Source organism: Streptomyces lienomycini (genome assembly GCF_027947595.1).
In the GTDB taxonomy this organism is placed as follows: Bacteria; Actinomycetota; Actinomycetes; order Streptomycetales; family Streptomycetaceae; genus Streptomyces; species Streptomyces lienomycini.
This window is the reverse complement of the sequence record NZ_CP116257.1, coordinates 7,739,569-7,752,190: the sequence shown is the minus strand read 5'-3', so window position 1 is coordinate 7,752,190 and position 12,622 is coordinate 7,739,569. Positions and strand designations below refer to the sequence as shown.

At 66.2% G+C, this 12,622-nt stretch carries 12 protein-coding genes; 10 read left to right on the top strand and 2 right to left on the bottom strand.

Features of this window, described 5'->3' with window-relative positions; translation table 11 throughout:
- The first annotated feature begins 129 nt into the window (after window positions 1-129).
- From BJ961_RS35420 to BJ961_RS35395, 6 genes are all read left to right on the top strand, one after another.
- Entirely contained in the window at window positions 130-333 is a 204-nt protein-coding gene (locus BJ961_RS35420) for a hypothetical protein (RefSeq protein ID WP_271416832.1), read from the top strand.
- A 103-nt stretch (window positions 334-436) separates the two neighbouring features.
- The gene (locus BJ961_RS35415) at window positions 437-1,558 is read left to right on the top strand and encodes a sugar-transfer associated ATP-grasp domain-containing protein (RefSeq protein ID WP_271416831.1); all 1,122 of its coding nucleotides are present in this window, start codon (window positions 437-439) and stop codon (window positions 1,556-1,558) included.
- 13 nt (window positions 1,559-1,571) lie between these two features.
- Entirely contained in the window at window positions 1,572-2,501 is a 930-nt protein-coding gene (locus tag BJ961_RS35410; protein ID WP_271416830.1) for a hypothetical protein, read from the top strand.
- 51 nt (window positions 2,502-2,552) lie between these two features.
- Entirely contained in the window at window positions 2,553-3,932 is a 1,380-nt protein-coding gene (gene cysS, locus BJ961_RS35405; protein WP_271416829.1) for a cysteine--tRNA ligase, read from the top strand.
- The gene (locus BJ961_RS35400; protein WP_271416828.1) at window positions 3,929-4,498 is read left to right on the top strand and encodes a 2OG-Fe(II) oxygenase; all 570 of its coding nucleotides are present in this window, start codon (window positions 3,929-3,931) and stop codon (window positions 4,496-4,498) included. Before cysS ends, BJ961_RS35400 begins: the two co-directional genes overlap by 4 nt.
- Window positions 4,499-4,552: 54 nt before the next feature.
- Window positions 4,553-5,725: a serine hydrolase domain-containing protein gene (locus tag BJ961_RS35395; protein WP_271416827.1), complete on the top strand. Its 1,173-nt coding sequence runs from the start codon at window positions 4,553-4,555 to the stop codon at window positions 5,723-5,725.
- 112 nt (window positions 5,726-5,837) lie between these two features.
- On the opposite strand, the gene BJ961_RS35390 is transcribed toward BJ961_RS35395, so the two are convergent.
- Window positions 5,838-6,323, bottom strand: coding sequence for a very short patch repair endonuclease (locus BJ961_RS35390; protein ID WP_271417269.1), 486 nt, complete (start codon window positions 6,321-6,323; stop codon window positions 5,838-5,840).
- Between the two features lie 314 nt (window positions 6,324-6,637).
- The gene (locus BJ961_RS35385) at window positions 6,638-7,948 is read right to left on the bottom strand and encodes a DNA cytosine methyltransferase (RefSeq protein WP_271416826.1); all 1,311 of its coding nucleotides are present in this window, start codon (window positions 7,946-7,948) and stop codon (window positions 6,638-6,640) included.
- A 116-nt stretch (window positions 7,949-8,064) separates the two neighbouring features.
- Here BJ961_RS35385 and BJ961_RS35380 point away from each other — a divergent pair, with 116 nt between their 5' ends.
- From BJ961_RS35380 to BJ961_RS35365, 4 genes are all read left to right on the top strand, one after another.
- On the top strand, window positions 8,065-8,853 hold the full coding sequence (locus tag BJ961_RS35380; RefSeq protein ID WP_271416825.1) for a GIY-YIG nuclease family protein: 789 nt from the start codon (window positions 8,065-8,067) through the stop codon (window positions 8,851-8,853).
- A gap of 905 nt (window positions 8,854-9,758) precedes the next feature.
- The gene (locus BJ961_RS35375; protein ID WP_271416824.1) at window positions 9,759-10,877 is read left to right on the top strand and encodes a DUF4062 domain-containing protein; all 1,119 of its coding nucleotides are present in this window, start codon (window positions 9,759-9,761) and stop codon (window positions 10,875-10,877) included.
- 469 nt (window positions 10,878-11,346) lie between these two features.
- Window positions 11,347-11,748: a VOC family protein gene (locus tag BJ961_RS35370; RefSeq protein WP_271416823.1), complete on the top strand. Its 402-nt coding sequence runs from the start codon at window positions 11,347-11,349 to the stop codon at window positions 11,746-11,748.
- Entirely contained in the window at window positions 11,745-12,251 is a 507-nt protein-coding gene (locus BJ961_RS35365) for a DinB family protein (RefSeq protein WP_271416822.1), read from the top strand. Before BJ961_RS35370 ends, BJ961_RS35365 begins: the two co-directional genes overlap by 4 nt.
- Window positions 12,252-12,622: the final 371 nt, after the last annotated feature.

Genomic DNA, 12,622 nt, shown 5'->3' with positions numbered 1-12,622 from the left:
CGACAGCGGACGACAGCACACGGTTCCCGAGCCGCCGGCCGGTCCGAGTCCGGCTCTCCGTGCCCGCGCCGAGTCCGGGTGGGAGAGATTCCTCCGGCGCGGAGCGAGCGACCGCGAGGAGTCCGAGCGGTGAATCCGGTCGATGCCGAAGGCCGGGAGGACCATCCCCTCCTTCACTGCCTGGTCCGCGATATCGCGAGCCGCGGTGAAGGAGAGCTGACCGAAGTCGTCCACGAGAGGCACGGCGGCCGGCTCATCCGCATCGCCTACATCCAGCCCGCGAACGGCATCGCCTGGTCCACCGCCGCCAACAACATCGGGCCCGCCCGATGAGGCAGCGCCTCGCTGTCGTGGCCTACGTGATCGCCGTCACCGCGCTCGTCGTCACGTTGGCCATCGCCGGAACCCCGAACCGCTGAGAAACGGGAGGAGCACCATGAGACATACCGCGAACCGCGGCTTCAACCACCGCCAAGCCGTGACAGAGGAGTGGTTCCGCACCCAGGTCCTTCCCCGCGTGTCCGGCGCGCGGTTTCTCCCTTACCAGGTGCGGCAACTGCGGAGCGAGCACCTTCCCGCGATGCTGCTCGACGAGGACAGGAAGAGCCTGGCCCGCATCGCCGGCGACTTGGTGAAGGTCTCCGCGCGGTGGCGCTGCCTGCCGTTCCACTACTTCCGCTACGGCGGATACCGGCGCGAGGTGTCCTCCGAGCGGGCCTGCTCGTACCTGCCGGAGAGCGCCCTCTTCCACCGGCTCCTTCCCCGCGTGAACCGGGACGCGATCGACCTGGACGACAAGTCGTCCTGCAAGAGGATCCTCGCGTCCGCAGGCATCCCGCAGCCCGCGCTCATCGCAAGCGGTGACCGTCGCACGGGTGTGACGTCCGCTGGCGATGTGGTGCCGCTGACGGAGGTCTTCGACCACGCTTCCGGACTCGGCCGCATGGTGGTCAAGCCCTCCCGCTACTCCAGCGGTGGGTCCGGCGTCGTGATCGTGCGGCCTGGCGAGGACGCCTTCGACCTTGCGGCCTACGCGCAGCGGTGGGGCACGTGGCTGGTGGAGCAGCACGTACCCCAGCATCCCGACCTGGACATGCTGAACCCGTACGCCCTCAACACGTTCCGCGTGATCACCCTGCTGCGCGATGGTGCCGCCGAGGTTCTGTACGTGATGTTGAAGCTCGGCGGCGCCGATAGCACCACGGACAACTCGGCCGCCGGCGGCATGCAGATCCGTGTTCATCCGGACGGAAGGCTCGACCGTCACGGGTACGACCGGTACCTGAATGCCCACACCCGCCACGAGGTCAGTTCGGTGCTGTTCGCCGACCACCGGATCTCCCGCATGGCGGAGGTCCGAGAGCTGGCCGAGCGCTGTGCCCGCCTGTTCCCGCAGGTGCCCTTCATCGGCTGGGACATCGCGCTGACGCCCGGCGGACCCGTGGTCATCGAGGGCAACAGCAGCCCTTCCCTCGCACACATCCAGCGCACCCACGGCGGCGTCGCGCTGGAGCTCGTTCCCGCGCTCCGCTCCGTGATGGATCGCCCGATCATCTGACCAAGGAGTTCCCGTGGAAAACCTGAGAATGCAGGCCCGCGCCGCGGCCGGAGGTCTGCTCGACACGCTCAAGACGATGCCCGAGGTCCAGGCGCTCTACGTCCTGTCCTCCTCGGCGGTCGCGCCCCGCAACGTCACCCGGTTCAGCACCGATTCCGACTTCGACCTGGCCGTCATCCTCGATGTCCCGATCAAGGAGGACGAGTGGAGGTCGCGGCCGGCGGACACGTACGCCCTGGTCCGCGACCGGCTCCCCGCCTGGATCCCGGAGTTCAGCTTCCACCTGCCGGTTCCCTGGGGACGCATGGAGGTCAACGTCCACCAGCTCCTCTTCCAGTACGAGGCCGACCCCCGCACGACGTGGAACAGCGACAAGTGCGACGCCTACGGGAACAAGGGCGAGCCGCTGTTCGACCGCGAGGAAGCCTTCGCGGCACTGATCTCCCACAAGACGCGTGAGCAGCTCCAGCGCCTGGAGGGCGAGACCCACCGGCTGCACAACCGGCTCACCTGGGACGTGCGCGAGATCCCGCTGCGCATGGCGCGGAGGGTCGGAGTGCCCACGGGCCACTTCGTCCTCTCCGGGGCGCTGGACGAGGTCGTGGACTGGATGTACGCCCGCTCGGGCCAGCTGCTGCCGAACATGAAGTGGAAGCTGTACTCCCTCGGCGCGCTCGGCCTGATCAGCGGCGAGCAGGAGAACCTGCTGATCGAGGCCCAGCAGTGCGACCCGCTGTCGATGGTCGACCTGGAGCGGCGGTGCGAGGCCCTGAGCGAGTTCTGTCGCGTGGTCGGGATGGACCTCAGCCCCAGGGCGATCGAGGCCGTGCGGAAGGCGTACCAGCAGGCCAACCACCACCTGCTCGGGGGGGAGGCGTCGGTCTTCGCCACGCTGCCGTCCCCGCGATTCGTCCCCTTCGGCGAGCGCGGCGGTTCCAGTTAGACGCTTATGTCCGGGCGTCAGTACGCTGCGTGATCCGCTTACACAGGAGGCATGATGTCGATCAAGGTCCACAACACGCTGACCGGCCAGACCGAGGAGTTCCGCCCCGAGCGGGAGGCCGAGGTGCGGATGTTCGTGTGCGGACCCACCGTGTACGGCCCCAGCCACGTCGGGCACGCGAAGACGTACACGCAGTTCGACTTCATCGCCCGGTACCTGGAGGCGAGCGGGTACAAGGTCACGTACCTCCAGAACATCACCGACGTCGATGACAAGATCATCCGGCGGTCGGCGGAGGAGGACGTCCCGCCGGAGGAGATCGCGGCCCTCTTCGAGAAGCAGTACCTGGAGGACATGGCCGCGCTGGGGAACACCCGCGTCGATGTCCACGCGCGAGCCCACGACCACATCGACGCGATCGTGGACCAGATCAAGAGGCTGATCGAGCGCGGCCACGCCTACCAGCTCGACGACGGCTGGTACTTCGACCTGGCCTCGTTCCCCGCGTACGGCAAGCTCTCCGGCCGCACCGACCTGCGCCCCGAGGACTCGGTTTCGCGGATCGACGACAACTCGAAGAAGCGCAACCCGGGCGACTTCGCCCTGTGGAAGGGCCGCAAGGACGGCGAGCCGTTCTGGGAGACCGACCTGGGCCCGGGCCGGCCGGGCTGGCACATCGAGGACACCGCGATCACGGAGACCTTCTTCGGGCCCTCGTACGACCTGCACGGCGGCGCCGTCGACCTCATCTTCCCGCACCACGAGGCCGAGGTCGCCCAGATGGAAGCCGCCTCCGGCATCGAGCCGCTGGCCCGCTACTGGATGCACACCGGTCTGCTGCGGGTCGACGGCGAGAAGATGTCGAAGAGCACCGGCAACTTCCTCACCATCCGCGACGCCCTCGCCCGGACGGACTTCCGCACCCTGCGGCACGCCTTTCTCTCCCAGCACTACCGCTCCTCCATGGAGCTGAACGACTCCACCCTGGAGCAGGCCCGAGGGGCACGCCGCCGGATCGAGAACTTCGCCCGGACCATCGACCCCGCGCACACCGACAGCCCGGCGAACGCCGCACGCGCGACGGACGCCTGGAAGGAGATGCGCGAGCGCCTGGACGACGACTTCGACACCCCCGGTGCCCTCGCCGTCCTGTTCCAGTACATCCGCGAGCAGAACCGCATGGAGGAGCCGGCCGGCCCGGCCGCTCTGCGGCTGATCGAGGACGTGAACAACCTCTTCGGAACGTTCGACATCCCCGGCGCCGCCCAGAGCGACGCCGCCGTCGACGAACTCGTGAAGGAACGCGACCGGCTCCGCGCGGCGAAGAAGTTCGCCGAGGCCGACGCGATCCGTGAACAGCTCACCCAGCAGGGCGTCGTCCTTGAGGACTCGCCCGAAGGCACCCGTTGGTGGAAGGAGACCACCTCATGACCTGGAAGAGCCGCTTACCGCTCGTCGTAGAGAGCGCCATCCCCGTCAGCCTCTGCGGAGCGCTGATGGACCACGTGAAGAACCACACCGCCCGCCCGCGCACCTACCAGGGCGTCATCGACGAAACGCTGCGCAAGAGCGACTACGTCGAGGTCCCGACGCACCTGGAGGAGGCAGTCATCGCCCACTGCGCCGCCCACGTCCGCGATCACTTCGAGATCGCCCCGGCGCGCATACCCACCCAGCCGGCGGTCGTCTATCGCTACGGCCCCGGCGTCGGATTCGTCGCCCACCACGACGAGGTGACCGACATCGAGCGCGAACGGGCCCGGACCAATGGTCAGCCTGTCGTCGGCGGCGACCTCACCCTCGTGGTCTGGCTCAACACGCCGGACTCCTACGGCGGCGGGGAGCTGTTCTTCGAGAACCCTGCCCAGGAGATCAAGCCGCCCTGCGGCACCCTGGTCGCCTTCCCCGCCACCCGCGACCACATCCACGGCGTACGGCCGATCAAGAGGGGCGAACGCGTCACCCTCGTCGTACGCGTCGACGCCGAATGCCTCTGAGCACAGGCCAGTTCCCCTGTCAGTGAGAGCGGCACGGCTGCCAGGATGAACGGTATGACGACGATCAACGGTGAGGTAGCACCCGGGTTCGAACCGGTCCGCGAGGCGTTCGCCGCGAACTTCACCCAGCACGGAGACATCGGCGCGGCCGTGTGCGTCTACTGGCACGGCCGGCCGGTGGTCGACCTGTGGGGTGGCGTCGCCGACGTCGACACCGGCCGACCGTGGACGCGGGACACCTTGCAGCTGGTCTACTCGGCAACCAAGGGAGCCACCGCGACTGCGGCGCACATGCTGGTCGAGCGCGGCATGCTCGACCTCGACGCGCCGGTGGCGAAGTACTGGCCGGAGTTCGCGGCGAACGGCAAGGCGGACATCCCCGTCCGCTGGCTCCTGTCCCACCAGGCCGGCCTGATCGCCCTCGATCAACCGCTGCCACTGGTCGAGGCGCTGGCCTGGGATCCCATGGCGGCAGCGCTGGCAGCCCAGCGCCCGCTATGGACTCCGGGCACTGCACACGGGTACCACGGTCGCACCTGGGGCTGGCTGGTCGGTGAAGTGATCCGCCGAGTCGCCGGCCGTTCGCCGGGCCGTTTCTTCGCCGAGGAGATCGCGCGCCCTCTGGGGCTGGACTTCTTCATCGGCCTGCCGACGAGCGAACGCGAGCGAGTCAGCCGCATGGCGTACCGGCGCCCGGCCGTCGACCTCACCACCGTGCCCGCCGAGGAGGTTCCCGAGGAACTCCGCGAACAAGTCGCCGCCTGGCGCGACCCGAACTCCTTCAGTAACCGGGCCTTCGCGGTCACCGACCCGGCCGCGATCGACTTCGACTCCCCCGAGGTGCAGGCCGCCGAACTCCCCTCCTCTAACGGAATCGGCACCGCACGGGCACTCGCGCGCATGTACGCGGCTGTGATCGGCGAGGTGGACGGCGTGCGCCTGCTCACCCCGGAGACCCTGGCGTCGGCGACCGAGGAGCAGGCCAGCGGGATGGACCAGGTGCTGGTGTTCCCGAGCCGCTTTAGCACCGGATACATGCTCCCTACCGAGGGCAACCTCATGACTGGCCCGAACGCCTTCGGTCACACCGGCCGCGGCGGCTCACTCGCCTTCGCCGACCCTGCACAAGGCATCGCCTTCGGCTACGTCATGAACCACGTCATCAGCGGCGCAGACGACGTACGCGCGGTATTCCTGACCGAAGCGGTCAGGAAGTCGCTGGCGTAGGCGGTCGCCCTCGGGGCCGGCGTCTTCACTCTGGCCCCGAGGGCGGGCGCTATGTTGGCCCGCAGTGCTTCCACATGACATCAGTCTGCGGAGGCCAGATTCGTTCGCGCAGTCAGCCTTGGTTCCCGGTGCTTGGCGGTATGTGCTGCCTCGATCTCACAGCCCGGCTCACCTCCTGCGCGGCTTCATCGGGATCTTGGTGTTCCCACACTCGAATGACGAGCCATCCCGCATCGCGCAGCGCTTCGTTGGTCTCAAGGTCGCGAGCTCGGTTTCCAGCGATCTTCTCCCGCCAGAACGTCGCGTCCTTCTTGGCGGGGCGGTGATGCTCTGGGCAGCCATGCCAGTAGCAGCCATCGACGAAGACAGCGACTCGCGCCTTCGTGAACACCACGTCGGCCGTACGGCGTAGATCCGGCACTGGCCTGATTCCCACGCGGTACCGCAGACCACGTCGGTGAAGAGCGGACCGCAACAGCTTCTCGGGCTTCGTATCCCGCCCTTTGTTGGCGGACATCACGGCTCGGGAAGCGGGAGAGGACGCCCATGAGTCGGGGGGGAGCGTCTCAGTGGTTACATAGCCAGCGGCGTGAGCCATCTTCCAGGCTTGCGCCAAGTTCGCGGCGCGGGTCTCGGCGTCCACCTCTCCGACATACCGCTCCTGTGTCTCACCCTCCTGGGACCACCGCAGGTACGCCCGAATTCGGCGTGTGCTGCGGTAGACGCGCAGGGCGATGGAGGCACGCGCGTACCGGCCTTCGCCGCACTCGACAGCGCGAGCGAGACGGCTGCCGGCGGCCCGATCTTGCTCAGCCGCTCGGGCCTCCCTGTTCATTCCCGGTCTCGGCTTCCACGCTCGATCGGGAGGCATCCGGTCATTCCAGCGCCTCTGCCGATCGCTCGCGGGGTCAGTCACTTCTGCCTCTCCGGGGCCTCCAGAGCCCCAACCGACTTGAGCGCACTAGCGACGGCCTTCGAGAAGGCCATACCAAGCTTCACGGGTACGGCATTGCCCAACTGCCGCATCTTCTCTCCACGCGGCCCATCGAGAATCCATCGATCCGGGAACGTCATGACTCGTGCGGTTTCACGTACGGTCATGTATCGATATCCGGTCTCGCCGCCAAAGTTGGCGAATTCCACGTCGTCAAGCTGCATGACGGACTCTCCGCCTGGTACGCCATGCACTCCAGCCTTCACCGTCTTCGCCGGACGGTCTAGCAGGTTTGCGGTATGCCCGGTGTAGAGGCGAGCGCCAGGCCATCCAATGTGATCAGGGATGCCGTCCACGACGAGCTTGTTCTTGACGGCGTCCTCTGAGACCGGCGGTAGCGGATTTCCCTCGTTCTCATCGATGCCCGCGATGGCATCGCGCAGAGTACGCCAAGGCTCCAGCTTCAGCTTCTCTTTTACCTTCTCGCTCTCGTAATTGAGCTGTGGAAGGTTGGCGATGACACGCTTGCGAACTTCGGGATCCACCTCATGCCGCGTCCAGTAGGATCCGCCCTCGCGCATCGAGTGGATCATCGCCTCTTCCGAATGCGTCTCCTTGGGCATGAACTCGGTCCAGTCGACACCGAGGTCAGCGCGGAACGCGACGATGATCACTCGATTCCTGATCTGAGGAACGCCGTAATCAGCCGCGTTAACTTCCATCTCCTTGACGACGTACCGCTGCGACGGGTCGACGGAGTCGTTGGCGATGAGCTTCTCAAGGAGTTCGTTGTGGTCTTCCCATGTCGAGTCCTTGCCGCGCTCCACGAACGGCAGACGCATCTCATTCAAGATGTAGTCAAAGTAGGGCCTGAAAGACGGCCGGAGCAGACCGCGTACGTTCTCGCAGATAACTGCCTTCGGCCTCAGTTCGCGGATGGCACGGAACATCTCAGGGAACATGTTCCGCTCGTCTTCCATCCCCTTGTGGGCGCCACCCAGGCTGAAGGGCTGGCATGGCGGTCCGCCGGCGAGGACATCGACCTCGTCCGAGACAAGGTCGGTGAAGTCGATGTCACGCACATCGCCAGGAACGAGCGGCCAGCGCTTCTCCGGCTCGGAGGCGTCCGGCGGGTTGATCCTCAAGGACTCGCACGCCCGCTTGGCGTACTCGTTCACCAGTAGCGGGCGGAAGCCCGCCGCATGCACGGCCATGGCGAGCCCGCCACCGCCGGCGAACAGCTCGACGCAGGTCCCGACCTCTTGGCGTTCTTCTCGCAGCTCAGGCATGGCGGAAGTGTACCGCGGAGTTAACGATCATCAAGGGGTTCAAGGGCAAGAGGCGGCGAGCGCCTGCTTTTCACCGGTTAGGGTGATCCCGATCACTCACTGGAGGGGGCTAGGTCGTGTCGCTGGAGAACCATGCCGAGTTCAAGTTGAGCATCACCAAGGCGCTCGGCGATCAGTTGGCGATGGCTCTGCGTGACTTGAGCCCCGCGCCCCTGACGGAGGGCAATATTGACCTCCTCCCGCGCCATAAGGGTGTCTATCAGCTCTTCCGTCACGGTGATCCCGTCTATATCGGAAAAGCAGACGCCACTCTTGCCCAGAGGCTGAACAAGCACCACAAGAAGCTGAAGGGCCGCGAGAACATCCACCTGGACTGGATGAGCTTCAAAGCCTTGTCCGTGGATGAGGATTTCGCCGCAGTCGCACCGGAAAAGCTTCTCATCGACAGGTTTCAGGGCGATGGGCAAGCCCCCTGGAACGAGAACGGCTTCGGTATCAATGATCCGGGCGTCGAGCGAGACACCACGGTCTTCGCGGACGATCACTTCGATCAGCTCTATCCCGCCAGGCTCGATTGGGTTATCAGCGATCTCCCTCAAGGGGTCCAAAGCCTGCGTACCTTCTTGAAGTTCGTTAAGGTGGCGCTCCCCTACACTTTCAGGTACGCGTACAATCGAACCAAGAAGGAAAGCTACTACGACCAATTTGAGGTGACCATCCAGCAGTCTGAAATGACGGCGGATGAGTTCTTTCGATTTGTGAGCGCCCAGCTTCCTGATCCGTGGCAGGTGATGATACTTCCGGGGTATGCCGTAATGTACCCAAAGGAGTTGGAGTCGCGGAGTGCCCGCAAGTATTACATCGCGGGAGAAGAATTCCTCGCGAAGCCCGCAGCGGGATCCTGACCCTTTTGCTTCGGCGGAGCAAGGCCCCCATCCGCAGTGCGCCGTCAATCGCTAGGAGAGACCTCGCCGCCCGTCGGGCACGCTAGCGCGGCCGGCCCTGCCGGATTGACGACGGTGCTTGATCGAGGAGTCCATCGGGCGCGCGGTGCCTCTGAAAATTTCAGTGTCCCCTGGGCGGTATGCGGGGGACGCTGATGCGTCAGCAGATCAGCCAGCGAAACGCGGCTTTGTGTGCTTTTCGGTCAGTCGGCGGAGGGGGGCCACGGATTCTGGGGCCGTGAACCCTCGACTTCCTTGGCCCCGATGGCCGCACCTTTGAGTTGGCCGATCGTCGCTGCCACCCTGCCACGGTCCCGCCCTCAAGCCACCGCCACGCATACGCAGAAGAGGGACACGCCGTAGAGGGCGATGGCTAGGTGCAGAACCATCCAAAGGCGGTGCAGTCGGACCCGGTGCAGTCGGGGAAATCTGCGGTTGTGCTCCCCGCGCGCCTGTACGAGCCCCTCTTTGGACCCCAACACTCCTCGCGCCACCAGGTCTGCGGTCAACGCCCGTGCTTGGGAGAGGTGGTAGGAGGCTCGTTCGTAGTACTTGGATACGGCAACGGCCCCGTACACTCCCGTCAACGCGACGAAGAGGCATAGGGGCACGACGTTCAGTGTGAACTTCTGCTGAACGATCAGAGCGCTCAGAGCGGCCGTAACGACAAGCAGGAGGTTCGTCAGAGTGGAGCGTTGGGTTTCGCACTGCCGTAGCTGCTCTCGATGCTCCTTCCAGTAGGCGCGTATTGCCTCGTCTGAAGCGTCGGGCATAAAGCAACTCCCTCCCCTACATCGGCACACTAGGCACATGAGCCAACCGGTTCGCCCGGCAAGGCGAACCCGCAGCAGTGGAGACACGGTAGCGTGAAGATCTTCATCAGCAGCGCCCGCAAAGGTCTGGAGGAAGAGCGCGACGCCCTTGATGGGTTGATCCGCGCGCTGGGCCACACTCCTGTGCGATTCGAGGACTTTTCCGCACAAACTACCCCCAGTCGGGAGGCATGTCTGAGGGCACTGGCATCTGCGGATGTGTGTTTCTTCCTCCTCGGTCCGTTCTACGGCCACGTCTTCCCCGAGACAGGGCAATCGGCGACGCACGACGAGTGGGTGGCTGCGCAAGCAGCAGGAATGCCCAGGGCGGTCTACCGCAAGCAGGGCGTAACGTTCGAGCCGGCTCAGCACGCGTTCACACAGAGCGTGGAAGCCTACGCCACTGGGGTGTTCCGCGACTCCTTCCACACCACTGCGGAGCTGATGACCAAAGTGGTGCAGAAGGTTCAGGAGTTGGCGTCAGCTGAGTCTCCTTTGGCCTTCGCCAAACTAGCGCAGCCACCGACCCTGCACTGGGACTCGGACGATACGGCTTCCCAGAACGTCCGCAACCACGAGTCCCTGCTGGAACTGCATGTCCTGCCCCTGGACTTCGTCGGCTACTCGGCACGGGAACTGGAGCAACTGGGCGCATCGCTGATGGACCGCATCCGGGCTACTCGGTTGGTTGGGAGCGATGTCGCGCTGAGCTCCACCAGGTCTGACGGATACGTAGCCGTCGGTATCCCCGCCGGTCGGCCACCGGCATGGGGCACACCCCAGCCGGGCGAGCTCGTGGAAGTCCGTCTGTACAAGACCGGCCAGCTCTCCATGCGGGCCACGTTGCCCCGAGACGGCCTTGGGCCGATCCTCGATCCTGACGCCCTGCCGCAGCAGGTGGCCGGCCTGCTGCGGTCTGCCGGGGCGCTGGGTATCGTCCAGGCGGACCGCATTGTGGTGGCGGCCGGAGTGTCGACCGAGGCACTCATGAGTATCGACACCTTTAACCCACGGCAGTCTCGACAGTCTGCGCACCCGATGGGCTTCGGGCATGCGAGGCGCCCGCTGCGGACCGAACCCGATGAGTCCGTCACTCTTGCCGCCCTCGGGGCGGGCGCTGCGGAGGTTGCTCCCCACCTTGCGCAAGCGCTGATCTCGCAGGCCGGCAGGTAGCACCGAACCGACGCAGTGGACCCGGTGTGGACCGCCGGAGGCGGCGAGGGGCCCGGAGGGCGGGGAACGTCCAGGTCAGACACGTACAGCAGGCTTCCCACAGCACTCTCTTGAAAACCGTCGTGGCGCAAGTCACCGTGGGTTCAAATCCCACACCCACCGCAGTGTTTGACGGCCCCTGACCAGGCGTTACGGTCGGGGGTCGTCGGCGTGTGCGCTGCCTGACGCATGCTGCTGTGCGTCGCGATTTCCTGGCAGATCGGGTACGGAAGGGGCGCGCGTGTCGGGGGCGTCAAGGTCCGCTGTTCGGTCGGGAACGGGGTGGTTGTCGACGCCGACACCCGTCTGATCGTCGTGGCCGGCCGTCTGCACCACCTCTCACTCGTGGGGTAGCGCTCGTCCTGGCGCGAGCAGATCGCTCGATCCGGCCTCTGTACGGGACTCCCCCGCTCGTAGATCCTTTGGAGCTGTGACAGACACGGCGAGCACCTTCTCATGGCCCGCGGGCATCAGTGCGATCACCCTCTTCACCGAGGATCTGGACGCCACGAAGCGGTTCTACCGGGAGGTGTTCGGATTGCCGGTGGCCTTCGAGAACGACAACTCAGCCGTCTTCGAGTTCGGCAATACCATCATCAACCTGCTGAAGACCACCGCGGCACCCGAGCTCATCGCGCCCGCTCGCGTTGCCGAGGCCGACTCCGGTTCCCGTCTCCAGCTCACCCTGCCGGTGGACGATGTGGACGCGATGTGCAAGGAACTGGCCGACCGCGGTGTCACACTGCTGAACGGTCCCGTGGACCGGCCCTGGGGCATACGGACCGCCAGTTTCCGTGATCCCGGCGGCCACATCTGGGAGATCGCCAAGTGACCGCGTCGCCGGACCCCGAGATCCGGACACTGCTGTCCTTCCTGCACGGACAACGCCGCCACGTCCTCGGCATACTCGACGGCCTCGACCCGGATGCCCTGCGCCGGCCTGTGCTGCCGTCGGGGTGGAACTGCCTCGGCCTCGTCCAGCATCTCGCCCTCGATGTGGAGCGGTTCTGGTTCCGCGCGGTGGTGGTCGGCGAAGAAGAGGTCATCAATGCCTTGGGCGACGAGGGCGACGCGTGGCAGGTGGGTCCAGAGGTGCAGGCTGCCGAGGTCCTCGACCGGTACCGCACGGAGACCGACCTCGCAGACGGCATCATCGGTGCCACCGTTGTGGACGCTCCCCTGGCCTGGTGGCCCCACGACCTTTTCGGTGAGCCTCACCTGCACACCCTTCGAGACGTCCTGCTGCATGTCATCACGGAGACTGCCTGCCATGCCGGACATCTTGATGCGGCGCGGGAACTCCTCGACGGCCGACGGTGGATGGTCCTGTCCTGAATGACCAGGCGTTACGGTCGGGGGCCGTCGGCGTGGAGCGGGCCGGTGCCGCGGGGTGGGCTTCGGCGGGGCCTGTGACAGGGCTGTGACCGGAGGTGTGGCTTCCGCCACGGTCGGAGAGGGGCGGGGCTGGTGGGGTGGGGTCATGCGAATCCCCCAGCTCCGCACGGCGATTGCGGTCTCCGGTGCTCTCGTGGTCACTCTTCTGCTGGGTGCCTGTGGTACCCAGACCGCCGACTCGCAGGCGGGCGGCGGCGGAGAGCCGGAGGGGCGGTGCGGGGGCGGTGCCGCCACCGCTGACGGCGGTAGTGCGGACGCCGGTGACGAGCGGGACGGGGTTCGGGTCGTCGGGATGGTGGAGCGGGGCGGGG